Here is a 24,717-nt window from a genome sequence, read left to right as displayed (position 1 = left end):
TTCTTAACACGCGGAACCGCGCCGCGCCGAGGCGCAGCGCTCAGCCGAGGATGACCCGCCGCACGTGCAGCGCGTACGCCCACACCAGCGCGAACATCACCCCGAGCGCGAACAACGACCAGTGCAGCAGCCCGGAGAGCAGCAGCAGACCCTGGAGCACGGTGCCGGCGTGCCACGCCCACGGGCGGCGCATCATTCCGGCCAGCACCACGCAGGCGACCGCCAGCGCCACGATCGCGCCGATCGCCGCGCCGCTCAGGTCACCGCCGACGACCCGGATCGGCTGGATGGCCAGCAGCAGCACCAGCGCCTCCAGCGCCATAGTGCCGGCGCCCAGCCCGCGTACCGCCTTGTCCGGATTCCGCAGGCCGGACCGGCGCACGCCGGTCGGTGCCTGGCCCTCCGACGCGTCGCCGGCCGCCGGTTCAGCGCCCGCGGCGTGCTCAGCGCCGGCGGACCGCTCAGCGCCGGCTGCCTGCTGCGGGCCGGCCGACTGGGCGTCCGGACCCTGCTGCGGGCCGGTCATCGCTTGAGCAGCCGGCGGGCGTCGGCCACTGTCACCACCGATCCGGTGATCAGTACGCCCACCCCGGCCAGCTCGCCCGGCACGTCGGACTCGGCCTCCGCCACCGCCGCCTCGATGGCGTCGGGCATCTCCCGGGTCGCCTGCACCCGTTCCGGCCCGAAGATCTCCCGCGCCAGCGCGGCCAGCTCGTCCACCGGCATCGCCCGGGCCGAGCTGTTCTCCGCCACCACGATCGAGTCGAGGACCGGTTCGAGCAGTTCGAGCAGGCTCGCCGCGTCCTTGTCGCCGAGCACCGCCAGCACACCGACGAGCTTGCTGAACGCGAACTCCTCCTGCACCGCGGCCACTGTCGCGGCCATGCCGTGCGGGTTGTGCGCGCCGTCGAGCAGCACCGTCGGGGCGCTACGCACCCGCTCCAGCCGACCCGGGGAGCTGGTCGCGGCGAAGCCCTCGCGGACCGCCTCGATGTCGAGCTGCCGCCGGGCCCCGGCGCCGAGGAACGCCTCCACGGCGGCCAGCGCCACCGCGGCGTTCTGCGCCTGGTGCGCGCCGTGCAGCGGGACGAAGATCTCCTCGTACACTCCGCCCAGGCCCTGGATGGTCAGCATCTGGCCGCCGACGGCGACCGCCCGGCGGAGTACGCCGAACTCGGCGCCCTCGCGTGCGACCGTGGCGTTGACCTCGGCGCAGCGCTCCAGGATCGGGCGGGCCGCCTCTTCCTCCTGCGCCGCGGCGATCACCGTGGCGCCGGGGTGGATGATGCCCGCTTTGTGCAGCGCGATGTCCTCGATGGTGTCGCCGAGCCACTCGGTGTGGTCCAGCCCGATCGGGGTGATCACGGCGACGCCGGCCTGGAGCACGTTCGTCGCGTCCTCCGCGCCGCCGAGACCGACCTCCACCACGGCCACGTCGACAGGGGCGTCGGCGAACGTGGCGAACGCCAGCGCCGTGGTCATGTCGAAGTACGTCAGCGGCTCGGCGAACCGCTGGTCGACCAGCTCGGCCAGCGGCGCGATCTCGCGGTACGTGGCCACGAACCGTTCCTCGCCCACCGCCTCGCCGTCCAGGCTGATCCGCTCCCGCACGGTGTCCAGGTGCGGGCTGGTGTAGCGGCCGGTGTGCAGCCCGAACGCCCGCAGCAGCGAGTCGATCATCCGGGCCGTCGAGGTCTTGCCGTTGGTGCCGGTCAGGTGGATCGACGGGTACGCCCGCTGCGGGCTGCCGAGCAGGTCGAGCAGGGTCTCGATCTTCTCCAGCTCGAAGTGCATCCGGGTGAAGCCGCGCGCGTTGAGCGCGGCCTCCACCTCGGCGAACGCGGTGCGGTCGGTGCGGTCGGTGCGGTCACTCACGAGGGAAGCGCCTCCAGGGCGGCGTCGATGCGGACCAGGTCCGCCTCGGCCACCGCCAGCCGTTCGCGGATCTTCGCCACCACCGGCTCGGGCGCCTTGCCGACGAACGCCGGATTGTCCAGCTTCGCCCGCGCCTGGGTGGCCTCCTTCTCGGCCGCCGCCCGGTCCTTGGTGAGCCGGGCGCGCTCGGCGGCCACGTCGATCGAGCCACGGGTGTCCAGCGCGACGCTCACCGCGCCGGGCATGGCCAGCGTGGCGCTGGCCTGGAAGTCGTCGCCGGGCGCGTCGAGCCGGGCCAGCGAGCGGACCAGCGGCTCGTGCGCCGCGATGCCCGCGCCGGCCAGCCCGTCGAGCCGGGCGGCGACCCGCTGGGTCGGCCGCAGCCCCTGGTCCGAGCGGAACCGCCGGACCTCGGTCACCACGCGCTGAAGCGTGGCGACCTCGCCCTCCGCGGCGTCGTCGATCAGGGTACGGTCGGCGACCGGCCAGGACGCCGTCAGCACGGTCTCGCCGCCGCTGAGCGCGGACCACAGCTCGTCGGTGACGAACGGGATGACCGGGTGCAGCAGCCGCAGGAGCTGGTCCAGCACGTGTCCGAGCACCCGACGGGTGGCGTCGGCAGCCGGCCCGCCCTCGGCGAGCACCGACTTGCTCAGCTCCACGTACCAGTCGCAGACGTCGTCCCAGGCGAAGTGGTAGAGCAGGTCACAGACCTTGGCGAACTCGTACGCCTCGAACTGCTCGTCCACCTCGGCGGTGACGTGCGCCAGCCGGGACAGGATCCACCTGTCGACAGTGGAGAGGTCGGCGGCGTCCGGCAGCGGGCCGCCGGTGTGCGCGCCGTTGAGCAGCGCGAACCGGGTGGCGTTCCAGAGCTTGTTGCAGAAGTTGCGGGAGCCCTGACACCACTCCTCGCTGACCGGCACGTCCTGACCGGGGTTCGCGCCCCGGGCCAGCGTGAACCGGGTCGCGTCGGCGCCGAAGCGGTCGATCCAGTCCAGCGGGTCCACCACGTTGCCGAACGACTTCGACATCTTCTTGCCGTGCTCGTCGCGGACCATGCCGTGCAGCGCCACCACGTCGAACGGCTGCACGCCGTCCATCGCGTACAGGCCGAACATCATCATCCGGGCGACCCAGAAGAACAGGATGTCGTAGCCGGTGACCAGCACGCTGGTCGGGTAGAACTTCGCCAGGTCCGGGGTGCGCTCCGGCCAGCCGAGCGTGGAGAACGGCCACAGGCCGCTGGAGAACCAGGTGTCCAGCACGTCCTCGTCCTGCCGCCAGCCCTCGCCGGACGGCGGCTCCTCGTCCGGGCCGACGCAGACGATCTCGCCGTCCGGGCCGTACCAGACGGGGATGCGGTGGCCCCACCACAGCTGGCGGGAGATGCACCAGTCGTGCATGTTGTCGACCCAGGCGAAGTAGCGCTTGGCCAGCTCGGCCGGCTCGATCGCCACCCGGCCGTCGCGCACCGCGTCGCCGGCGGCCTTCGCGAGCGGCCCGGTGTTCACGAACCACTGCAGCGACAGCCGCGGCTCGACAGTCGTCTTGCAGCGCGAGCAGTGCCCCACCGCATGCAGGTACGGCCGCTTCTCGGCCACGATCCGGCCCTGCTCGCGCAGCGCCGCGACGATCGCCGGGCGGGCCTCGTACCGGTCCAGGCCCTCGAACGGGCCGGGCGCCGTGATGATTCCGCGCTCGTCCATGATCGTCAGCGACGGCAGGTCGTGCCGCTGGCCGATCTCGAAGTCGTTCGGGTCGTGCGCCGGGGTCACCTTGACCATGCCGGTGCCGAAGCTCGGGTCCACGTGCTCGTCGGCGACGATCGGGATCCGCCGGTCGGTCAGCGGCAGCTCCACCTCGGTGCCGATGAGGTGCCGGTACCGCTCGTCGTCCGGGTGCACGGCCACCGCGGTATCACCGAGCATCGTCTCGGCGCGCGTGGTGGCCACCACCACCTCGTCGCCGTAGCGGATCGAGACCAGCTCACCCTCGTCGTCGGTGTGCTCCACCTCGATGTCGGACAGCGCGGTGAGGCAGCGCGGGCACCAGTTGATGATCCGGTTGGCCCGGTAGATGAGCCCGTCGTCGAAGAGCTTCTTGAACATGGTCTGCACGGCCCGGGACAGGCCCTCGTCCATGGTGAAACGCTCGCGGTCCCAGTCGACCGCGTCGCCCAGCCGGCGCATCTGGCCCAGGATCGCGCCGCCGGACTCGGCCTTCCACTGCCAGACCCGCTCGACGAACTTCTCCCGGCCGAGGTCGTGGCGGGACAACCCTTCACCGGCGAGCTGCCGCTCGACCAGGTTCTGGGTGGCGATGCCGGCGTGGTCCATGCCCGGCAGCCACAGCGCCTCGTACCCCTGCATCTTCTTGCGCCGGGTGAGCGCGTCCATGAGCGTGTGCTCGAACGCGTGCCCCATGTGCAGCGAGCCGGTGACGTTGGGCGGCGGGATGACGATGGTGAACGGCGGCTTGTCGCTGTCCGCCGACGCCCGGAAGTGGCCGCCGGCTACCCACTGCTCGTACCGTCGCTGCTCTACCTCGCCGGGCTGGTACTGGCCGGCGAGGGTCGGGGCGTCGGGGCGTCGGGCATCCAGTCTCTCGGTCACCCTGAAAGTCTACGGAGCGCTTTCGAGGACCTGACGTGCGCCACCGGTGATTCGCGTACGGTGGCGGTCATGTCCGACGCGCATCTCACCGAGCGCCCGGTCGACGGGGGTTCCGATCCGGTCGAGCTGACCGAAGAGCCGATCGAGCTGAGCCGCCGCGACCCCGCGCAGGAGCCCGAACGCCGCCCTGTCTCGCGGCGCCGGAAGATCATCCTGGCCGCGCTGCTCGTGGCCGGCCTGGCCGGCGCCGGCATGCTCGGGCTGGGCGGGTGGCGCGTGCTCCAGCAGAAGGACACCACTCTCGGCCAGCCGGCCGAGGTGGCCGGGCTGGTACGGGACGACAGCGATCGGGCCCGCAGCACCGCCGACTACCTGCGCGACGGGCTCGCAGCCGACATCGAGCTGGACCGCGGCTACGGCGCCGTCTACTCCGACCGCGCGGACGCCAAGCGCTCGGTGCTGCTGTTCGGCGGCACGACGCTGCTCTGGCAGCCCGAACGCGACCTGGACACCCTGTTCGGCCTGATGGCCGACGAGACCGGCCGGGTGGCGGGCCTGCGCGAGGTGGACGCCGGCCGCCTGGGTGGCGTGATGAAGTGCGGTACGACAAGCGGCGACGGCGGTGACTTCGCGGTGTGCGGGTGGGCCGACCACGGCAGCGTGGTGATGGGCATGTTCCCCGGCCGGACGGTCGACGCCGCCGCGGCCCTGTTCCGCGAGATCCGAGAGTCCGTCCAGACCCGCTGAGCCGCAACCTTGCCGGCTGCCCGTCCGCGCCGGTACGGCAAGGTGGATCGCGTCCGCCTTGCCCCCGTCCCCGCCACATCGCCGTAGTGGCGTCACCTGTCCCCCTCCCTCGAGACCGCTGGCGGCCAATGGCGGGCAATGGCGGGCAATGGCGGCCCGGCCCGCCAGTTCGGGGAGGTGGCTACATTCCGGGCACTCCGTTGCCGCCACTTCGCCGTGGTGGTGGCCCGGTTCGCCAGTTCGGCGAAGTGGCGGGTCCAGGCACTCCGCTGCCACCGCTCCGGCGTAGTGGCGACCGGCCCACCATCTCGGGGAAGTGGCGAGGACCGGGGCACTCCGTTGCCGCCACGTCGGGGAACTGGTGACTGATTCGCCAGTTCGGGGAGGTGGCTGGATCCGAGGCACTCCGATGCCGCCACTTCGGGCAACTGGTGACCGGTTCGCCAGCTCGGGGAGGTGGCTGGATCCGAGGCACTCCGATGCCGCCACTTCGGGCAACTGGTGACGGGTTCGCCAGCTCGGCGAAGTGGCAGTGGACCGGTGCACGCCGTTGCCACCACTTCGGCGAACTGGCCACTGGCTCGCCAACTCGGCGAAGTGGCTAGGACCGGGGCACTCCGATGCCACCACTTCGGGGAACTGGTGACCAGCTCGCCAGCTCGGGGAGGTGGCTAGGACCGGGCCACTCTGTTGCCGCTACTCCAGGGGGTGGCGGCCCGGTCCGGCAGTTCGGCGAAGTGGCGGTGGACCGGTGCACTCCGTTGCCACCATTTCGGGGAACTGGTGGCCGGTCCGTCAGTTCGGGGAAGTGGCTGGGTTGGCAGCACGTCGTTGCAACCACTTCGGCGTAGTAGCGATCGACCCGCCAGTTCGGGGAGGTGGTTGCATCCGGGGCACTCTGATGCCGAACTCTGAATGCCGCCACGTCAGAGAACTGGTGGGGCCGGCGTCCAGGAAGGGTTGGGTGGCCGGTCTTTTGGGGGGAATGCGTTTCAGGGCCACCCCGGTGTGGGGTGGCCCTGAAACGAATGATTGTCCGGCGGTGTCCTACTCTCCCACACCCTCCCGAGTGCAGTACCATCGGCGCTGGAGGGCTTAGCTTCCGGGTTCGGAATGTTACCGGGCGTTTCCCCTCCGCCATGACCGCCGTAACTCTATGAACATGTCAACCAACCCGCAACATGGGTGGTGTTTGTTCAGAGTTGCACAGTGGACGCGTAGCAGCTTAGTAGTCAAGTCCTCGGCCTATTAGTACCGGTCAACTGAACCCGTTACCGGGCTTACATTTCCGGCCTATCAACCCAGTCGTCTAGCTGGGGGCCTTACCCCACAAATGTGGGTGGGATACCTCATCTTGAAGCGAGCTTCCCGCTTAGATGCTTTCAGCGGTTATCCCTTCCGAACGTAGCTAACCAGCCGTGCCCCTGGCGGGACAACTGGCACACCAGAGGTTCGTCCGTCCCGGTCCTCTCGTACTAGGGACAGCCCTTCTCAAGTATCCTACGCGCACGGCGGATAGGGACCGAACTGTCTCACGACGTTCTAAACCCAGCTCGCGTACCGCTTTAATGGGCGAACAGCCCAACCCTTGGGACCTGCTACAGCCCCAGGATGCGACGAGCCGACATCGAGGTGCCAAACCATCCCGTCGATATGGACTCTTGGGGAAGATCAGCCTGTTATCCCCGGGGTACCTTTTATCCGTTGAGCGACACCGCTTCCACATGCCAGTGCCGGATCACTAGTCCCGACTTTCGTCCCTGCTCGACCTGTCAGTCTCACAGTCAAGCTCCCTTGTGCACTTGCACTCAACACCTGATTGCCAACCAGGCTGAGGGAACCTTTGGGCGCCTCCGTTACCCTTTAGGAGGCAACCGCCCCAGTTAAACTACCCACCAGACACTGTCCCTGAACCGGATAACGGTCCGAAGTTAGATACCCAAATCAACCAGAGTGGTATTTCAAGATTGCCTCCACCCATACTGGCGTATGGACTTCACCGGCTCCCACCTATCCTACACAAGCTAATTCAGATACCAATGTCAAGCTATAGTAAAGGTCCCGGGGTCTTTCCGTCCTGCCGCGCGTAACGAGCATCTTTACTCGTAATGCAATTTCGCCGGGCCTGTGGTTGAGACAGTGGGGAAGTCGTTACGCCATTCGTGCAGGTCGGAACTTACCCGACAAGGAATTTCGCTACCTTAGGATGGTTATAGTTACCACCGCCGTTTACTGGCGCTTAAGTTCTCCGCTTCGCCCCGAAGAGCTAACAGGTCCCCTTAACGTTCCAGCACCGGGCAGGCGTCAGTCCATATACATCGAATTACTTCTTCGCATGGACCTGTGTTTTTAGTAAACAGTCGCTTCCCCCTGCTCTCTGCGGCCATACAACGCTCCACCCGCGTGGGGCTTCACGTCTCCGGCCCCCCTTCTCCCTAAGTTACGGGGGCAATTTGCCGAGTTCCTTAACCACAGTTCGCCCGATCGCCTCGGTATTCTCTACCTGACCACCTGTGTCGGTTTGGGGTACGGGCCGCTAAGAACTCGCTAGAGGCTTTTCTCGGCAGCATAGGATCACTGACTTCACCTGAATCGGCTCGGCATCACGTCTCAGCCTCCATGTGTCGCGGATTTGCCTACGACACGGCCTACACGCTTACCCCGGCACAACCACCGGCCGGGCTCAGCTACCTTCCTGCGTCACCCCATCGCTTGACTACTACCCGCCAGGTTCCCACGCTCCCCACCATTGGTCCGAAGACCGCCGGCAGTTCGGGTGGTTAGCACAACGAGGTTCGTCAGGGTCGCTCTTTCGCGGGTACGGGAATATCAACCCGTTGTCCATCGACTACGCCTCTCGGCCTCGCCTTAGGTCCCGACTCACCCAGGGCGGATTAGCCTGGCCCTGGAACCCTTGGTCATCCGGCGGAAGGGTTTCTCACCCTTCTTTCGCTACTCATGCCTGCATTCTCACTCGTGCCGCGTCCACAACTGGGTCACCCCGCTGCTTCACCCCCGGCACGACGCTCCCCTACCCATCCACACACCTGCATACCCCATCAAGGAGGCACGAAGTTAAAATGTGAATGCCACAGCTTCGGCGGTGTGCTTGAGCCCCGCTACATTGTCGGCGCGGAACCACTTGACCAGTGAGCTATTACGCACTCTTTAAAGGGTGGCTGCTTCTAAGCCAACCTCCTGGTTGTCTATGCGACCCCACATCCTTTTCCACTTAGCACACGCTTAGGGGCCTTAGCTGGTGATCTGGGCTGTTTCCCTCTCGACTACGAAGCTTATCCCCCGCAGTCTCACTGCCGCGCTCTCACTTACCGGCATTCGGAGTTTGGCTGATTTCGGTAAGCTTGTGGGCCCCCTAGACCATCCAGTGCTCTACCTCCGGCAAGAAACACGCGACGCTGCACCTAAATGCATTTCGGGGAGAACCAGCTATCACGGAGTTTGATTGGCCTTTCACCCCTAACCACAGGTCATCCCCCAACTTTTCAACGTTGGTGGGTTCGGCCCTCCACGCGGTCTTACCCGCGCTTCAGCCTGCCCATGGCTAGATCACTCCGCTTCGGGTCTAGAGCATGCGACTAAAAACGCCCTATTCAGACTCGCTTTCGCTACGGCTCCCCCACACGGGTTAACCTCGCCACATGCCACTAACTCGCAGGCTCATTCTTCAAAAGGCACGCCGTCACCCCGCAAGGCTCCGACGGATTGTAGGCGAACGGTTTCAGGTACTATTTCACTCCCCTCCCGGGGTACTTTTCACCATTCCCTCACGGTACTTGTCCGCTATCGGTCACCAGGAAGTATTTAGGCTTACCAGGTGGTCCTGGCAGATTCACGGCAGATTTCAGGAGTCCGCCGCTACTCGGGAACACCCACAGAAGACCAGCAGCTTTCACCTACCGGACTATCACCGTCTACGGTCAGCCATTCCAGACTGTTCGACTAGCCACTAGCTTTGTAACTCCTCGAATGCGTGTCAGCACACTCAGCAGGGTCCCACAACCCCGACCACGCAACCCCTGACAGGTATCACACGCAGCCGGTTTAGCCTCAATCCGCTTTCGCTCGCCACTACTCACGGAATCACTATTTGTTTTCTCTTCCTACGGGTACTGAGATGTTTCACTTCCCCGCGTTCCCCCCACACACCCTATGTGTTCAGGTGCGGGTGACATCACATGACTGATGCCGGGTTTCCCCATTCGGACACCCTGGGATCACAGCTTGGTTGACAGCTCCCCCAGGCCTATCGCGGCCTCCCACGTCCTTCATCGGCTCCTGGTGCCAAGGCATCCACCGTTCGCCCTTGACAACTTGACCACAAAGATGCTCGCGTCCACTGTGCAATTCTCAACAAACAACCAACCCACAACCCACAGCCCCACACCTACAACCACCACGTGGTCACGGTTTGCGAGACCAGGCCATGCCTGGCGCCTCCGCCCCCGGGACCATCGTCCACCAGGGGCATCTCAAGGCTCTGAAACAACAACCACTCGGGTTGTTCCTTCAGGACCCAACAGGGTGCTTACATCCTTCACCAGCCGCACCAGGTTCTCGTTCCCACCACCCCGAAGAGCAGCTGTACTAGAGGAACCAGGCCGTTGCCGGCGCCGAACTTGCCAGTGTCTCCGCCATTGAGCACCCCACCACCACATTCGGGCGGTGCGGGCTCCATACCACCTTTCGGTGGATGGTGCTCCTTAGAAAGGAGGTGATCCAGCCGCACCTTCCGGTACGGCTACCTTGTTACGACTTCGTCCCAATCGCCAGCCCCACCTTCGACGGCTCCCTCCACAAGGGTTGGGCCACCGGCTTCGGGTGTTGCCGACTTTCGTGACGTGACGGGCGGTGTGTACAAGGCCCGGGAACGTATTCACCGCAGCGTTGCTGATCTGCGATTACTAGCGACTCCGACTTCACGGGGTCGAGTTGCAGACCCCGATCCGAACTGAGACCGGCTTTTTGGGATTCGCTCCACCTCACGGTATCGCAGCCCATTGTACCGGCCATTGTAGCATGCGTGAAGCCCTGGACATAAGGGGCATGATGACTTGACGTCATCCCCACCTTCCTCCGAGTTGACCCCGGCAGTCTTCGATGAGTCCCCGCCATAACGCGCTGGCAACATCGAACGAGGGTTGCGCTCGTTGCGGGACTTAACCCAACATCTCACGACACGAGCTGACGACAGCCATGCACCACCTGTGACCGCCCCCGAAGGACCTGCCATCTCTGACAGTTTTGCGGCCATGTCAAACCCAGGTAAGGTTCTTCGCGTTGCATCGAATTAATCCGCATGCTCCGCCGCTTGTGCGGGCCCCCGTCAATTCCTTTGAGTTTTAGCCTTGCGGCCGTACTCCCCAGGCGGGGCGCTTAATGCGTTAGCTGCGGCACAGGGAACCGGAGAGGCCCCCCACACCTAGCGCCCAACGTTTACAGCGTGGACTACCAGGGTATCTAATCCTGTTCGCTCCCCACGCTTTCGCTCCTCAGCGTCAGTATCGGCCCAGAGACCCGCCTTCGCCACCGGTGTTCCTCCTGATATCTGCGCATTTCACCGCTACACCAGGAATTCCAGTCTCCCCTACCGAACTCTAGCCTGCCCGTATCGACCGCAGGCTTGGGGTTGAGCCCCAAGTTTTCACGGTCGACGCGACAAGCCGCCTACGAGCTCTTTACGCCCAATAAATCCGGACAACGCTCGCGCCCTACGTCTTACCGCGGCTGCTGGCACGTAGTTGGCCGGCGCTTCTTCTGCAGGTACCGTCACTTACGCTTCGTCCCTGCTGAAAGAGGTTTACAACCCGAAGGCCGTCATCCCTCACGCGGCGTCGCTGCATCAGGCTTCCGCCCATTGTGCAATATTCCCCACTGCTGCCTCCCGTAGGAGTCTGGGCCGTGTCTCAGTCCCAGTGTGGCCGGTCGCCCTCTCAGGCCGGCTACCCGTCGTCGCCTTGGTAGGCCATCACCCCACCAACAAGCTGATAGGCCGCGAGCCCATCCCAAGCCGAAAAACTTTCCACCAAACACCATGCGGTGCAAGGTCATATTCGGTATTAGCCCCGGTTTCCCGGGGTTATCCCAAAGCCTGGGGCAGGTTGCTCACGTGTTACTCACCCGTTCGCCGCTCGAGTACCCCGAAGGGCCTTTCCGCTCGACTTGCATGTGTTAAGCACGCCGCCAGCGTTCGTCCTGAGCCAGGATCAAACTCTCCAACAAAAACTTGTCGAACAGCAATCAACCTGGCAACAAAAAGTGTTGCCAAAGGAATCCCAACCAGCAACCATCCTCAAAAAGAACAGCCACCAGTCCGGGGTATAAACAATTTGGCACTGGCTTTACAAGCACCCTGTTGAGTTCTCAAAGAACAACCACACACCAACCAGAAACCCCGCACCGCGGAGCCCCCGTTTGGGGCAACCTCTCCAACCTACTCGGTCTCACGTTCGTCGTCAACCTCGTGTTTGAGGTGATCAACTTGGTTCGACCAGACCCACGCTGACGCTCGCCGTTTCCGGCGTTCGTGGCTCTCGTGGGTTTCGGCGGACCGGCCGGCGTCGCTCTCGCGACCACCCGCCCGGCTCCCTGCCGGCTTTCGAACTCTACCCGGTCGGCTTCGCCTTCGCAACTCCGTGCCCGGAGTGTCGAGCACCGCCCGAATCTCAGTCTGGCTCGGCGTTGCCGCCACCAGCCTGGCGCCCGTTCTCGGCCGGTTTGCCCGGCCTCCCGCGTGCAGAGAGAAAGTTACGCGGACCGGCCCTGGAAGGCAAATCAATGATCGTCATTGGCCGAGCGGAGCGAGCAGAGCCGAAGCCGGCCGGAAAGCACCCGGGGAAGGGATCCCCCGGCGGTGGTCCCGTGTCAGAGTGGTCCGCATGGATGATCCGTCCCGGTTCCCGGCACTCGCCGAGGAGGCTGTGCTCGGCCTCCTGCTGCCGTTCTGGCAGCTGGTGATCGGGGCCTGCGTGCTCGCCGTCCTACTGCTATCGGTCAAGCGCCTGGCCCGGCGCGGCCCCTCCCGGATGACCACCGCCCTGCTGGTCACGGCGGCGGCGATCGCCGGAATCGCGGCCCTGGGCCTGCTCTTCGGGGGCTGACCGCGGTCAGAGCCGGCGGTTGGCCAGGCTGGGCAGCTCGGCGCGGATGGTCCGCAGCCGCTCCAGGTCGATGTCGGTGACCGTCAGTCCCGGGCCGTCGGCGACCTGGCTCAGCACCGTCCCCCACGGATCCACCACCATGCTCCGGCCGAAGCACGTCCGGCCCGGGTCGTGGTCGCCGGTCTGACCCGCCGCCGCCACGAAGCACTGGTTCTCGATCGCCCGCGCCCGCAGCAGCACCTCCCAGTGGTCCCGCCCGGTGTGCATCATGAACGCCGCCGGCACGACGAGCAGTTCGGCGCCGCCGTCGGTCGCGAGCTGCCGGTACAACTCGGGGAATCGCAGGTCGTAACAGATGGACAGGCCCACCCGGAGTCCCTCGACGTCGACAACCACAGGCTTCTCGCCGGGCGCGACGGTTGCCGACTCCCGGTAGGAGACGCGGCCGGGGATCTCCACGTCGTACAGATGGATCTTGCGGTAGGTGGCGGCGAGCGCGCCCTCGCGGTCGAAGACCAGCGAGGTGTTCCAGGTGTGCGCCGCGTCCGGCCCGGCCTCGTGGAACGAGCCGGCGATCACCCACATGCCGAGCCGCCGGGCGACCTCGGCGAAGAACCGCCCCACCTCGCCGTCGACCGGCTCCGCCGGGGGCATCCGGTCGTCGGGACCGAGGTAGTCGACGTACTCCGGGAGGAGGGCGAGATCGGCGCCGGCCGCCGCGGCCCTGACCAGCAGGGCCTCGGCGGCGGCGAGGTTCGCCGCCCGGTTGTCGCGGGCGTTGAGCTGGCAGACGGCGACGCGCATGACCCGAGGGTACGGGGCGGAAGCGGGCGGACGACAGGGCTCAGACGCTGGACAGCACGAGCGCTGCGGCGGCGAAGCCGAGCCCGGCCAGTTGCACCGGCCGGAGCCGTTCCCGGTCGACGGCGAGCGCGAGCAGGACGGTGCTCGCCGGGTAGAGCGAGGCGATGGCGGCGACCACGCTCAGGTGACCGCGCCCGGCGGCGGCGAGGAAGAGCGCGTTCGCTGCCGAGTCGAGCAGGCCGGCGGCCGCGGCCCAGCCGAGCACCCGCCGCCCGAGGCGCAGGCGGGTGCCGGTACGCGCGGCGAGGGCGAGGCCGAACGCGACGGAGCTGACGCGTACCGCCAGCACTGGCCACATGCCGGCGCTCTCGTCGGCCTGGCCGAGCAGGGCGAAGAAGACGCCGAAGAGCAGTCCCGCGGCGAGCGCCATGGCCAGGACGCGGCCGGAGACGCGGCGCGCGGCGCCGCGCTCCCCCAGGCTGACCAGCGCGATGGCGACCACGGCGAGCCCCGCGCCGCCCAGCGCCACGGCGCCCGGGGAGTGGGCGAGGACCAGGCCGGCGACGATCGGCACGATCGCCGCGGTGATCGCGGTGACCGGCGCGACGACGGCCATGACGCCGGTGGCCAGCGCCCGGTAGAGCAGCATGACGCCGCCCGCGCCCGCCACCCCGGCCAGCAGTCCCCAGCCCAGGTCGAGCGCGCTCGGGGTGCCGGGCACGACGAGTACGAGCCCGACAAGCAGCGGAATGCTGAGGATCTGCGACACGACGGTGACGGCGATCGGATCGGCCCATCGGGACGCCTTGCCGCCGGAGAAGTCGGCAGTGCCGAAGGCGAGCGCCGAGACGGCGGCGAGGACAATGGGGAGCACCCCGCAGTCGTACCACAATAGTGACCGTGAAGGACAGTGTGATGACCGACGCAAGCGACCGGGTCGGCGCGGTGACCTCAGCGGTCGCCCGCCAGGTACGTGAGTTGCGAGCCGCCCGCAGCTGGTCGTTCGAGGAACTGGCCGGCCGGTCCGGCGTCAGCAAGGGCATGCTCGTGCAGATCGAGGGCGCCCGCACCAACCCGAGCATCGGCACGCTCTGCCGGGTCGCCGACGCGTTCGGCGTCAGCATCGCCCGGCTCCTGGAGCCGGCCGAGGAGAGCACGGTACGGATCAGCGCGGCCGACGACGCGCCGGTGCTGTGGCGCGGCCCGCACGGCGGCCTGGCGCGGCTGCTCAGTGGTCTCGGCGAACCCGACCTGGTCGAGCTGTGGGACTGGCGGATGGAACCCGGCGAGGTGCTGCGCTCCCCCGACCACGCCCACGGCACCCGGGAAATCCTGCACGTGCTCGACGGCGCCGCGACAGTCACCGTCGACGGCGTCGACCACGAGGTACGCGCCGGCGAGACCGTCGAGTTCCACGCCGACCGGGAGCACGGCTACCGCACGGCCGGCGACGAGCCGGTGCGCCTGATGATGGTGGTGGTCACCCCGTCGGGCGAATGGGACCGGCGGACCCGCTCACGCGAACCGCGCCCGAGCTGACCCGGGCGCGGTCGCGAACAGCGGTCAGGCCGACTTCTCCTCGCGGTCCCGCCGGCGCCGGCCGGTGAACTCGCGGGGCACGATCGTCGGGTTGACGTTCTCCAGCACGACCTCACGGGTGATCAGCACCCGTGCGGCGTCGGGGTTGCTCGGCACCTCGTACATCACGGAGAGGAGAACCTCTTCCATGATCGCCCGCAGGCCACGGGCGCCGGTGCCCCGGAGCATGGCCTGGTCGGCGATGGCCTCCAGCGCGGGCGGCTCGAACTCCAGCTCGACGCCGTCCAGCTCGAACAGGCGCTGGTACTGCCGGACCAGCGCGTTGCGCGGCTCGGTCAGGATCCGCACCAGAGCGCTGCGGTCGAGGCTGCGCACGTTGGTGATCACCGGAAGCCGGCCGATGAACTCGGGGATCAGCCCGAACTTCAGCATGTCCTCCGGCATGACCTGGCTGAAGATGTCGTCGGTCGACCGCTCGGAGACCGACCGGAGCCGGGCGCCGAAGCCGGTGCCGCCGGAGCCGGTGCGGGCCTCGATGATCTGATCCAGCCCGGCGAACGCGCCACCGCAGATGAACAGCACGTTCGTGGTGTCGATCTGGATGAACTCCTGGTGCGGGTGCTTGCGCCCGCCCTGCGGCGGCACGTTGGCGACAGTGCCTTCGAGCATCTTCAGCAGCGCCTGCTGCACGCCCTCCCCGGAGACGTCACGGGTGATCGAGGGGTTCTCCGACTTACGGGCGATCTTGTCGACCTCGTCGATGTAGATGATGCCCGTCTCGGCGCGCTTGATGTCGTAGTCCGCGGCCTGGATCAGCTTCAGCAGGATGTTCTCGACGTCCTCGCCGACGTAGCCCGCCTCGGTGAGCGCGGTGGCGTCCGCGATCGCGAACGGGACGTTGAGCATCCGGGCGAGCGTCTGCGCCAGGTGGGTCTTGCCGCAGCCGGTCGGGCCGAGCAGCAGGATGTTGGACTTGGCCAGCTCCACCCCGTCGGTGCCGGAGCCCGGGGCGCCGGCGGCCTCGGCCTGGATCCGCTTGTAGTGGTTGTAGACCGCGACGGCGAGCGCCTTCTTGGCCTGCTCCTGACCGACGACGTAGTTGTCGAGGAACTGGCAGATCTCCATCGGCTTGGGAAGCTCTTCCCACTTCACCTCGCCGGACTCGGCCAGCTCCTCTTCGATGATCTCGTTGCAGAGATCGATGCACTCGTCGCAGATGTAGACGCCAGGGCCCGCGATGAGCTTCTTGACCTGCTTCTGCGACTTACCGCAGAACGAGCATTTCAGTAGGTCGCCGCCGTCACCGATCCGTGCCACCTACGTTCTCCCTGCACTCATCGGCCGGAACGCCGGCCCTGACCTGCGGACGCCGGAGCGCCCGTCCGTCCTGTCGTTCCACCATGCTGTCGGATCCCCCGATCCGACCGGCGGAGCGGTACAGACCCGACGTTACCCGGTGGCCGGGTTTTCTCCGACCCCCAAAACCGGTGTGTCAGAGGTCGACCGGGAACGATACCCCGACCGACCTCCGACCACACGTGGCTCAGCCCGCGGCGTGCGACGCCAGCAGACCCTTCTTACGGCTGGTCAGGATCGTGTCGACCAGCCCGTACTCCTTGGACTCCTCGGCCGTCATGATCTTGTCACGGTCGATGTCCTTGCGGACCTGCTCGATCGGGCGGTTGCAGTGCCGGGACAGCATGTCCTCCAGCTGCGTACGCATCCGCAGGATCTCCCGCGCCTGGATCTCGATGTCCGAGCCCTGGCCGTAGCCGCCCTCGGTGGCCGGCTGGTGGATGATGATCCGGGAGTTGGGCAGCGCCATCCGCTTGCCCGGCGTGCCCGCGGAGAGCAGCACCGCCGCCGCGCTCGCCGCCTGCCCGAGGCAGACGGTCTGGATGTCCGGGCGGACGTACTGCATGGTGTCGTAGATCGCCGTCATGGCGGTGAAGGAGCCACCGGGCGAGTTGATGTACATGATGATGTCGCGGTCCGGGTCGGTGCCCTCCAGCGTCAGCAGCTGGGCCATCACGTCGTTGGCCGACGCGTCGTCCACCTGGACGCCGAGGAAGATGATCCGGTCCTCGAAGAGCTTGTTGTACGGGTTGGACTCCTTCATCCCGTACGACGTGCGCTCGACGAACGACGGCAGAACGTAGCGGTTGTGCACGGCCGCGAACTGGGGCGGCAGGCTCAGGTCGGTCATCGTCAGCTCCTCGGTCAGCTCAGGGTCCCGGCGCCATCCGGAACCTGGGCGGCCCCGATGATCACCTTGTCGATGAAGCCGTAGTCCATGGCCTCCTGGGCGGTGAACCAGCGGTCACGGTCCGAGTCCGCCTCGATCTGCGCCTGGGACTGGCCGGTGTGGTACGCGACCCGCTCCTGGAACATCCGCTTGGTGTAGAGCATCTGCTCGGCCTGGATCGCGATGTCCGACGCGGTGCCGCCGAGGCCACCCGACGGCTGGTGCATCATGATCCGCGCGTGCGGCAGGGCGTACCGCTTGCCCTTGGTGCCGGCGCAGAGCAGCAGCTGGCCCATGGAGGCCGCCATGCCCATCGCGACGGTCGAGACGTCGTTGTCGATGTACTGCATCGTGTCGTAGATCGCCATGCCGGAGTAGACCGAGCCACCCGGCGAGTTGATCCAGAGGAAGATGTCGCGGTCCGGGTCCTCCGCGGCGAGCAGCAGCAACTGCGCGCAGATGCGGTTGGCCACCTGGTCGTTCACCTCGCTGCCCAGGAAGATGATCCGCTCCTTGAGCAACCGGTTGTAGACCGAGTCGTCGAGGTTGCCAATGGAGTCGCCACCGCGGGCCTCGTTCACCCGGAGCGACTTCTTGGGGATGTGCATGTCGGTCATGGCAGCCCTTCGCTCTCCGTACCGTCCTACCCGACACTAACCGCTCAGCCGGGAGGCGTACTCCCGGTCGGGGCACTGTTCGCTCTCAGCGCAGTCACCCGCATGGCGTACCCCGGAAAGGGTTTCGGCCGCCTCCCGGCGCGCAGCGCGGGACGGCGGCCGACACCCCCGACGGTCAGTGCTGGTGGTCGTGCTCGGCCTCGTTCTGGGCCCGCAGCGCGTCGAGGGAGACCTCGTTGCCCGCCGAGTCCTTGATCTTGATCTTCTCCATCACCGCGGCGAGCGCCTTGCCCCGGCGGACGTCGCCGAAGACGGCCGCGGCGGCGCCGGAGCGGACCAGCTGGTCGTAGTACTGCTGCGGGGCCATGCCGGCGCGCTGCGCACGGTGCACGATCTCGTGACCGAACTCGTCATCGGAGACCTGCACGTCCTCGGCGTCGGCGAGGGTGTCCAGCAGGAGCTGGATCTTGACGCCGTCGGTGGCCGCCTCGGTCAGCTCGGTGTCGATCTGCTCCTCGGTCTTCTCCTCCGCCGCGAGGTACTCCTCCAGGGAGGCGCCGATGCGCTCGAGCTGGTCGACCATCGCGGCCTTGCGGCTCTCGACCTCCTCCTTGACGACGCCCTCGGGCGCCGGCACCTCGGCGGCGGCCACCATCTGCTCCAGGGCCTTGTCGCGGGCGGCGTAGATCTGCTCGACCTGCTTGTTCCGGGTCACCCGCTCACGCAGGTCGGCGCGCAGCTCGTCGATGGTGTCGAACTCGCTGGCCATCTGAGCGAAGTCGTCGTTGAGCTCGGGGAGCTCCTTCTCCTTTACCGTGCGGACGGTCACCGCCACGTCGGCGTCGCGGCCGGCGTAGTCGCCGCCGACGAGCTGCGTGGTGAAGGTGGTGTCGTCGCCGGCGGCCAGGCCGACCAGCGCCTCGTCCAGACCCGGCAGGAGCTGCTTGCTGCCCACCTCGTGCGAGATGTTGCTCGCCGAGCCGCCCGGGACCTCTTCGCCGTCGACGGTGGCGTTCAGGTCGATCTGCACGAAGTCGCCCTCCTGGGCGGCCCGCTCGACGGTCTTCAGCGTCGCGAAGCGCTCGCGCAGGCTGTTGATCTGCTCGTCGATCTCGCTGTCGGCGATCTCGATCTCGTCGACGGTCACCTCGATGGTGGCCGGGTCCGGCAGGGTGATCTCCGGCCGGACGTCCACCTCGGCGGTGAAGTTGAGCGAGTCACCGTCGTTGAACTCCGTGATGTCGACCTCGGGACGGCCCAGCGTCTTCAGGTCGTGCTCCCGGACCGCGGCGAGGATGTTCTGCGGGATGGCCTCCTGGATCGCCTCGTTGAGGACGGTCCCCCGGCCCACCCGCTGGTCGATCACCGCGCTGGGAACCTTGCCCCGGCGGAAGCCGGGAACCTGGACCTGCTGGCCGATCTCCCGGTACGCCTTCTTGAGGCTCGGCTCGAGCTCGACGAACGGCACCTCGATGGCGAGCCGCACGCGCGTCGGGCTCAGAGTCTCGACGGTGCTCTTCACAGGCGTACTCCTTGACGGATCTGGGTGTCAGTTCTGGGGCGTGATTGCGCGCATCGAGTGTAGGCGAGCCGGCCGACGGCATCGGCAGGGCCCGGGCACCGCGCGGAAAAACCGGCGGTTCCCGGGACGATCCGGTCGCGAACGACAGTCGGGGTGGCGGGATTTGAACCCACGGCCCCTCGCTCCCAAAGCGAGTGCGCTACCAAGCTGCGCCACACCCCGTGGCGACGAAGAGTGTATGCCGTCCGGTCCCCCACGCGGGTGACCGGGGCGCGGCGCGGCGGCGCGCGGTCGGGCGGGCCGCACGCCAGCTCGGGGAAATGGCTGGGTCCGGCTACGCGGGAAGGCACCACCTCGCCGAAATGGTGTGGATCTTGACGGTCGGCGGGAACCTCCGGGGTACGCGCTGCGCGGTGGCGGTGGTGATTGGGTACGCTGTCGACGCGCCCTGCTGTGGTGGGGCGCTCGCGGGCGTAGCTCAATGGTAGAGCTTCAGTCTTCCAAACTGACTACGCGGGTTCGATTCCCGTCGCCCGCTCCAACGGCCTCCGGCCCAGGTCAGAGGCGAATTCCGGCCTGGGCCGCATCCATTAGCCTGTCGCCCGTGGGAACCGACATCTATGGCTTCGTCGAGGTCCGGCACCCCTTCGCGGATGAGGACTGGTACGAGTGGGAGCCGTGGGTGTGTCTGATGCCGATCTCCCCGCTCTATCTGAGCGACGACGACGATGCCTTCGGTTGCCTGTTCGGGGTGCGGAACTGGCTGCGCTGGGAGCCGGTCGCGGCTGAGCGTGGTCTCCCGGCGGACGTGTCGGGTGCGGTACGTGGCAGCTATGACAGGGACGGCCGACTGGATCCCGCCGTCCACGGCGCGAGCTGGGTGTCCTGGGCCGAGTTGCGCGACCTCGACATGTCAGTCGTACCTGCTGCTCGCGGGCTGCTGCGAGTGGAGGATCCGCCGCTGCTGCGCAGGTTCCGGGTGGACGACGAATGGCCCGGCGAGTTCGTCGAGAAGTACGGCGTTCCCCCGGTTGGCGCATCCCCCACCGAGGCGGCGCCGGGTCGCTGGGAGGCGGGCGGGGTCACCGTCGAGTACGGACCGTTGGTGACCCGGCACGACGTGCTCGGGCCGGGCACCGGATGGGAGCACGTCTTCGCCGTCATGCGCGCGCTCGGCCAGCGTTTCGGCGACGACGGTGTGCGCCTGGTGGTCTGGTTCGACTAGCCGGACGGCGGCTCAGCGCGGAGCAGTCTGCCGAGGTGAGCGGCTACCGCTCACCTGGTCCTCGGCCTGCTCCAGCCACCGCCGGTACCAGCGGGCGAACCGAAGCGGCGTGCCGTCGTGGTCGTGCAGCGGCCGGAAACCGTCGTCCGCGGCGGTGTCGTCCGCCCACATCTGACCCCGTGCCGGGCCGGTCACGACAAGCGCCTCCCGCAGCGCGCAGCCGAGGTGACACAGGTGCAGCAGGCCGACCGAGTGTTCCGGCGCGAAGACGACGGCGTCGTGCTGTTCCCAGTAGGCGTCCTCGGCCGCGTTGAACTCGTCCTCCGAGGAGTAGTCGTCCTCGTCCGGCGGGCCGGGCAGTCCGTCGGCCGGGTTGAACGGCTCGACATGCGGAAAGGGCCGGCCGAGCGTGCTGCGGTCGGTGAGGTCGGCGCCGTCGCCCTCCCACTGCCACAGTCCGTCGAGGCGGCGCATCGGAAAGAGCCCGTACGCGGGCCCCGCGCCGCCTCGCCCCGCCCCGCCTCCAGCAGGAAGGACCGGTACTCGCCGGGCAGCTCCACTCCGAGTTGGGTCTCGACTTCGGCCAGTTCCTCGGCGCGCAGCGGCGGTTCGAGCCGCCAGCTGTGACTGGCGGCGCCGAAGACCTCACGAGCGCCGGGCGCGGCGGCCACCTGTGCCAGCCGCTCGCGTACGTCGGACCAGTCGGCGCTCGTCACGCGCGGGACGATACCGGCCCGGCGGCGCCGTCAGCCGGCACTCGGGGTACCCGCCCGCGCGGCGGGCGTCGCGTCGGCGGCGGGCTCGGCCGGCTTCGGTCGCTTCGCGAGAACGATCCCGACCACCAGAAGGAGCACGAGCAACGCCGGCACCAGCACGGGCGCCAAGGACTGCCAGAGGGGCCACACCGGCTCGGCGAGCCCGTTCGTGGTCAGGTCCAGCCAGGTCATCGCGGCGCCCGGGAGCAGGGCGACCGTCACCAGCACGCCCACCAGCCGGGGTACGCGCGGCCGTCGCCGCGCCAGCAGCCAGAACAAGGCCGCGCCGACGGCGGCGCCGAGCAGGGTGCCGGTGATGGTGGCGGCGAGGAACCCGCGGGGCGCGGACGGTTCCATGCTGAGCCTCGGCCCGTGCGCCCGGTAGGTGAGCGTGAGCGACGTTCCGTCTCGCTCGGCCCGCCAGCCGTCACACGGGGAACCCGGCACGTCCCGGAACTCCTGCCACCCCCGAGTCTGGGCGGCCACCCGCAGCCGCTCGGACAGCGCGCAGTCCGCACCGCCGCCGTACTGGAGTGCGACCTGACTCCCGCCGACGTCGTCGGGAGCCAGCGCGACGCCGTACCGGTAGCCGAGCGCGGTGAGCGAGCCGATCGGCTCGGTCCCGGGGAGCAGTTCCTGAGCCACGCTCAGCGCCTTGTCGATGCTGACCGGGGCGGCGCCCCGGCCGCCGTACCAGGAACCGGCGGCGAGGCCGACAGTGCCGAGCAGCACGGCGCCGAGCAGGACCACCGCGATGTACCGCAGCCGATGCCGCACCGGCCCACCCCCCGAAGTCGTGCGGCTCAGCGTAGCCAGCGCGCGCCATCCTCGATGCCCGGCGCGAGGACGGGACGCGCGTCCTAGTAGTGGTCCTCGATCGGCCGGCGCGCCTCGTCGAACAGCGCCGGTCCGTCGTACCGCACCGGGCGCGGCGCCGGGGTGGCCGGCTTGACCTCGTTGAACTGCTCGGTGGACAGCGCGTACACGACCCGGCCGAGGCCGGACGCGTTGATCGCCACAGTGCACATCGGGCAGGGCTGGCAGCTGGTGTACATGGTGGTGGCGACCGCCGCCTCGGGGGCGAGCTGCCGGGCGGCCCAGCGGGCCAGCTTCAGCTCCGGGTGCGCGGTGACGTCCCGGTCGGAGACCACCGTGTTGTGGTCCTCGATCAGGACGGTGCCGTCCGCGCCGACCAGCAGCGACGCGAACGGCCGCTCGCCGGACGCGCCGGCCCGGTCGGCGAGTGCCACGGCGCGGCGCAGGAACGCTTCGTCGTCGGGGTTCATCGGCTCTCCAGGTGGTCAGTCGGCGGCGATCTGCTCGACGGATCGGGCGGCGACGGCGAGCAGGACCGGGTCGCCGCTGCGGGCGTACGCGTCGCTCAGGGTGTCGGTGAATTTGATCGCGTGCGCGTCCCCGGTGTCCAGCGCCCGCGCCATGACCTCGCCGAGTTCCGGCCCGGCGGCCGGTGGGAGGGCACGGGCCCCGGCCGGGGCGTAGGCGGCAGTGACGGCGGCGGTCGCCGCCCATGCGGCGGCGAGACTCGGCTGCCACAGCGTCGGCGGCAGGGCCGGCAGGGCACGCAGCACGGCGTTCGGCGCGGTCGCCGCGTGCACGAGCATGACCGGGGCGGCGTACCCGTGGGTGCCGTGCCGGCGCACGGCGGCGTCGACGACCGCCGCGAGCCGGGTGGGCGCGTCGTCGGCCGGGTCGCCGGGCACCGCCGCCGCCACCGCCGGCCACCGGGTCACGTCGGCCAGTTGCGCCAGGCGGGACCGGATGCCGAACCGCTGATCGGGTACGCGGGGAACCGCGTCGAGCGCGGACCGCGCGTCGGTCGCGGGGTACGGCCCGGCGCCCGGCGGCGCGAGCGGCTGCCAGCGGGCGGCCCAGTAGGCGAGCCCGTGGCCGAGTTCGGCGACACGCGGTCCGGTCTCGGCGTCCAGCAGGGCGCGTACGGCGTGGCCGACCCGGATGACGCCGTGGGTGGCCCCGGCGGCGATGTCCGGCAGCAGTCGTGGCCACCAGCGGGCCAGCACGTCGCGCCACGGTTCGCCGGCCAGCTCGCGGTCGAAGAGGTCGAGCCAGTCGCCGGTACGCACCGGGTCGCCGAGCGGGTCGCGCCACTCGTCGGCGGCGATGCGCCGGATGCCACGTGGACGGTCGTCCAGCCGGTCGGCGTACGTGTCGATCCAGCGGTGCACCGCCCGCCCATGGCCGTGGCGCACCAGCGCCTCCGCGGCCATCGGCACGTGGTTGGACAGCCACCCGTCGCGCTCGGGACCGGTGTGGCGTACCCGCTCGTACGCCTCGTCGAGAACAGAGTTCGGCACACCCGGAAGCGTCCGACCTGAAGTCCGGTTGACGTCAAGCGGACGCGGAACCCGCGCGGATCGGAGGACGTCGAAGCGCCATGAGACTTCGTGGCCTGCTTGTCGTCGCCCTGGCAGCTCTCGGCCTCGTCGTGGTCATGTCACCCCCGGAACCCGCGTGGGCGTGCTCGTGCGTCGGGTCCACCATCGAACAGGACGACAGCGCCGACAGCATCGTCGTCGGCACAGTGTCGCAGGTGACCGATCGCTCGGTCCGGCTCACCGTCGAGTCCGTCGAGAAGGGCGGCGCCCAGGTCGGGAGCAGCCTCGGGTTGCGCGTCTCGCCCGGCGAGGCCTCGTGCGGCTACGACTTCCGGGCGGGAGTCCGATACCGGGTCAACTCGTCGGGTGGCGCCACCGGCGTGTGCGCCGGCATCCGCGAGCCGGCGGGCCCGGCGTCGGCCACCGTGCCGTCGGCGACCTCGGCGCAGCGGACGCGTGCCGCGGGAGCGCCTGCCCGGTGGATCGTCGGCGGCGCGACGGTGGTGGTGCTCGCCGCCGCCGGGCTGGTGGTGGCGGCCCGGCGGCGGACCGGACGCGAACAGCCCTGACGGCCGGTCAGGACAGGCGGCGGCGGATCTGCGCCTTGTCCTCCTCGGGCAGCGCGTCGGCCACCAGCACCCGGGGCAGCAGTTCCGACTCCAGCGTCGTGGCCCGGAACACCAGCGCCACAGTCACGTCGTGGTCGGGCCGGTGCACGACCTCGACCGGGTCCCCGGCGCCGACGCTGCCCGGCGTGATCACCCGCAGGTACGCCCCGGGCCGCGCCGCCTGGGTGAACCGCTTGATCCAGCCGCGCTCACCCAGCCATCCCTGGAACGTGCCGCAGGGGATGCGCGGGCAGGTGACCTCCAGCACCAGGTCCGGGCCGATCCGCCACCGCTCGCCGATCAGCGCGCCGTTGACGTCCAGCCCGGTGGTGGTCAGGTTCTCCCCGAAGCTGCCGTCGGCGAGCGGGCGGCCCAGCTCGGCCTCCCAGTGGTCGAGGTCCTCCCGCGCGTACGCGTAGACCGCCTGGTCGGTACCGCCGTGATGGGCCACGTCGTAGACCCGGTCGCCGGCCAGCCCGACCGCGCCGGTGCCCTTCGGTCCGGGCGCGGTGACGGCGACCCGCCCGTCCACGGGCCGCTTGTCGATGCCGGTGGCCCCGATGCCCTTCCACGGGTTCGGTTGCGGTCGGCCCACGTTGACGGAGATCACCCTCATGACGGCGACGGTATGCGGCCAAGGGCCGGACGGGCCAGTCCATTCCCTCGGGCCGGGTGAACGGCGAGGCGGCGTGA

Annotated in this window: 19 protein-coding genes, 2 tRNA genes and 3 rRNA genes; 6 read left to right on the top strand and 18 right to left on the bottom strand. The window is 68.6% G+C overall.

Going from position 1 to position 24,717, the window contains the following annotated elements; all coding sequences use genetic code 11:
- Positions 1 to 40: 40 nt before the first annotated feature.
- The 3 genes from ACSDG8_RS23970 to ACSDG8_RS23960 all read right to left on the bottom strand — a co-directional run bounded on the left by ACSDG8_RS23970 (position 41) and on the right by ACSDG8_RS23960 (position 4,490).
- Positions 41 to 526, bottom strand: coding sequence for a DUF4233 domain-containing protein (locus ACSDG8_RS23970; protein WP_210898016.1), 486 nt, complete (start codon positions 524 to 526; stop codon positions 41 to 43).
- Complete coding sequence (locus ACSDG8_RS23965) at positions 523 to 1,794, bottom strand: bifunctional folylpolyglutamate synthase/dihydrofolate synthase (RefSeq protein ID WP_247679343.1); 1,272 nt, start codon at positions 1,792 to 1,794, stop codon at positions 523 to 525. Before ACSDG8_RS23965 ends, ACSDG8_RS23970 begins: the two co-directional genes overlap by 4 nt.
- A 77-nt stretch (positions 1,795 to 1,871) precedes the next feature.
- Positions 1,872 to 4,490 carry a valine--tRNA ligase gene (locus ACSDG8_RS23960; protein WP_210898013.1) on the bottom strand — a complete coding sequence of 873 codons (2,619 nt, stop codon included), beginning with the start codon at positions 4,488 to 4,490 and terminating at the stop codon, positions 1,872 to 1,874.
- A 69-nt stretch (positions 4,491 to 4,559) separates the two neighbouring features.
- On the opposite strand from ACSDG8_RS23960, the gene ACSDG8_RS23955 reads away from it, so the two are divergent.
- On the top strand, positions 4,560 to 5,237 hold the full coding sequence (locus tag ACSDG8_RS23955; protein ID WP_210898012.1) for a hypothetical protein: 678 nt from the start codon (positions 4,560 to 4,562) through the stop codon (positions 5,235 to 5,237).
- A gap of 1,034 nt (positions 5,238 to 6,271) precedes the next feature.
- Here ACSDG8_RS23955 and rrf read toward each other — a convergent pair.
- The 3 genes from rrf to ACSDG8_RS23940 all read right to left on the bottom strand — a co-directional run bounded on the left by rrf (position 6,272) and on the right by ACSDG8_RS23940 (position 11,477).
- Positions 6,272 to 6,388, bottom strand: a 5S ribosomal RNA gene (rrf, locus tag ACSDG8_RS23950).
- Between the two features lie 77 nt (positions 6,389 to 6,465).
- Positions 6,466 to 9,575: ribosomal RNA gene (locus ACSDG8_RS23945) — 23S ribosomal RNA — on the bottom strand.
- A gap of 387 nt (positions 9,576 to 9,962) precedes the next feature.
- Positions 9,963 to 11,477, bottom strand: a 16S ribosomal RNA gene (locus tag ACSDG8_RS23940).
- Together the 16S, 23S and 5S rRNA genes form the textbook arrangement of a ribosomal RNA operon.
- A 656-nt stretch (positions 11,478 to 12,133) precedes the next feature.
- Between ACSDG8_RS23940 and ACSDG8_RS23935 the strand changes: the two genes are divergently transcribed.
- Positions 12,134 to 12,355: a hypothetical protein gene (locus ACSDG8_RS23935; protein WP_174537309.1), complete on the top strand. Its 222-nt coding sequence runs from the start codon at positions 12,134 to 12,136 to the stop codon at positions 12,353 to 12,355.
- A gap of 6 nt (positions 12,356 to 12,361) precedes the next feature.
- Here ACSDG8_RS23935 and ACSDG8_RS23930 read toward each other — a convergent pair whose 3' ends face one another.
- Both ACSDG8_RS23930 and ACSDG8_RS23925 read right to left on the bottom strand, forming a co-directional pair.
- The gene (locus tag ACSDG8_RS23930) at positions 12,362 to 13,159 is read right to left on the bottom strand and encodes a carbon-nitrogen hydrolase family protein (RefSeq protein ID WP_210900623.1); all 798 of its coding nucleotides are present in this window, start codon (positions 13,157 to 13,159) and stop codon (positions 12,362 to 12,364) included.
- 40 nt (positions 13,160 to 13,199) lie between these two features.
- A complete protein-coding gene (locus tag ACSDG8_RS23925; protein ID WP_210900620.1) occupies positions 13,200 to 14,033 on the bottom strand; it encodes an EamA family transporter in 834 nt (277 codons plus the stop codon).
- 41 nt (positions 14,034 to 14,074) lie between these two features.
- Between ACSDG8_RS23925 and ACSDG8_RS23920 the strand changes: the two genes are divergently transcribed.
- A complete protein-coding gene (locus ACSDG8_RS23920) occupies positions 14,075 to 14,698 on the top strand; it encodes a helix-turn-helix domain-containing protein (protein ID WP_210900617.1) in 624 nt (207 codons plus the stop codon).
- Positions 14,699 to 14,722: 24 nt separating this feature from the next.
- Here ACSDG8_RS23920 and clpX read toward each other — a convergent pair whose 3' ends face one another.
- The 5 genes from clpX to ACSDG8_RS23895 all read right to left on the bottom strand — a co-directional run bounded on the left by clpX (position 14,723) and on the right by ACSDG8_RS23895 (position 19,304).
- Positions 14,723 to 16,015 (bottom strand): ATP-dependent Clp protease ATP-binding subunit ClpX, encoded by a 1,293-nt coding sequence (gene clpX / locus ACSDG8_RS23915; protein WP_091423211.1) that lies wholly within the window; start codon positions 16,013 to 16,015, stop codon positions 14,723 to 14,725.
- Between the two features lie 226 nt (positions 16,016 to 16,241).
- The gene (locus ACSDG8_RS23910) at positions 16,242 to 16,904 is read right to left on the bottom strand and encodes an ATP-dependent Clp protease proteolytic subunit (RefSeq protein WP_013288034.1); all 663 of its coding nucleotides are present in this window, start codon (positions 16,902 to 16,904) and stop codon (positions 16,242 to 16,244) included.
- A 14-nt stretch (positions 16,905 to 16,918) separates the two neighbouring features.
- Positions 16,919 to 17,560, bottom strand: a complete 642-nt coding sequence (locus ACSDG8_RS23905; RefSeq protein WP_210898629.1) for an ATP-dependent Clp protease proteolytic subunit — start codon at positions 17,558 to 17,560, stop codon at positions 16,919 to 16,921.
- A gap of 175 nt (positions 17,561 to 17,735) precedes the next feature.
- Positions 17,736 to 19,082 carry a trigger factor gene (gene tig / locus ACSDG8_RS23900; protein WP_210898628.1) on the bottom strand — a complete coding sequence of 449 codons (1,347 nt, stop codon included), beginning with the start codon at positions 19,080 to 19,082 and terminating at the stop codon, positions 17,736 to 17,738.
- A 148-nt stretch (positions 19,083 to 19,230) separates the two neighbouring features.
- Positions 19,231 to 19,304 (bottom strand) — tRNA-Pro (locus ACSDG8_RS23895).
- A gap of 245 nt (positions 19,305 to 19,549) precedes the next feature.
- Here ACSDG8_RS23895 and ACSDG8_RS23890 point away from each other — a divergent pair.
- Positions 19,550 to 19,623 (top strand) — tRNA-Gly (locus ACSDG8_RS23890).
- Positions 19,624 to 19,686: 63 nt separating this feature from the next.
- Complete coding sequence (locus ACSDG8_RS23885) at positions 19,687 to 20,307, top strand: hypothetical protein (RefSeq protein ID WP_210898627.1); 621 nt, start codon at positions 19,687 to 19,689, stop codon at positions 20,305 to 20,307.
- Positions 20,308 to 20,319: 12 nt separating this feature from the next.
- Here the strand turns inward: ACSDG8_RS23885 and ACSDG8_RS23880 are convergent, their stop codons facing one another.
- From ACSDG8_RS23880 to ACSDG8_RS23865, 4 genes are all read right to left on the bottom strand, one after another.
- Positions 20,320 to 20,781, bottom strand: coding sequence for a hypothetical protein (locus ACSDG8_RS23880; protein ID WP_247679460.1), 462 nt, complete (start codon positions 20,779 to 20,781; stop codon positions 20,320 to 20,322).
- Between the two features lie 272 nt (positions 20,782 to 21,053).
- On the bottom strand, positions 21,054 to 21,839 hold the full coding sequence (locus tag ACSDG8_RS23875) for a hypothetical protein (protein ID WP_210898626.1): 786 nt from the start codon (positions 21,837 to 21,839) through the stop codon (positions 21,054 to 21,056).
- An 83-nt stretch (positions 21,840 to 21,922) separates the two neighbouring features.
- Positions 21,923 to 22,348, bottom strand: coding sequence for a nucleoside deaminase (locus ACSDG8_RS23870; RefSeq protein ID WP_210898625.1), 426 nt, complete (start codon positions 22,346 to 22,348; stop codon positions 21,923 to 21,925).
- 15 nt (positions 22,349 to 22,363) lie between these two features.
- A complete protein-coding gene (locus ACSDG8_RS23865) occupies positions 22,364 to 23,395 on the bottom strand; it encodes a questin oxidase family protein (RefSeq protein WP_210898624.1) in 1,032 nt (343 codons plus the stop codon).
- Positions 23,396 to 23,475: 80 nt separating this feature from the next.
- On the opposite strand from ACSDG8_RS23865, the gene ACSDG8_RS23860 reads away from it, so the two are divergent.
- Positions 23,476 to 23,985: a hypothetical protein gene (locus tag ACSDG8_RS23860; protein ID WP_439427255.1), complete on the top strand. Its 510-nt coding sequence runs from the start codon at positions 23,476 to 23,478 to the stop codon at positions 23,983 to 23,985.
- A gap of 7 nt (positions 23,986 to 23,992) precedes the next feature.
- On the opposite strand, the gene ACSDG8_RS23855 is transcribed toward ACSDG8_RS23860, so the two are convergent.
- The gene (locus ACSDG8_RS23855) at positions 23,993 to 24,640 is read right to left on the bottom strand and encodes an MOSC domain-containing protein (RefSeq protein ID WP_439427254.1); all 648 of its coding nucleotides are present in this window, start codon (positions 24,638 to 24,640) and stop codon (positions 23,993 to 23,995) included.
- Positions 24,641 to 24,717: the final 77 nt, after the last annotated feature.

This window comes from Micromonospora sp. LA-10, assembly GCF_051853095.1.
In the GTDB taxonomy this organism is placed as follows: Bacteria; Actinomycetota; Actinomycetes; order Mycobacteriales; family Micromonosporaceae; genus Micromonospora; species Micromonospora echinospora_A.
This window is presented reverse-complemented; position numbering and strand designations above follow the sequence as displayed.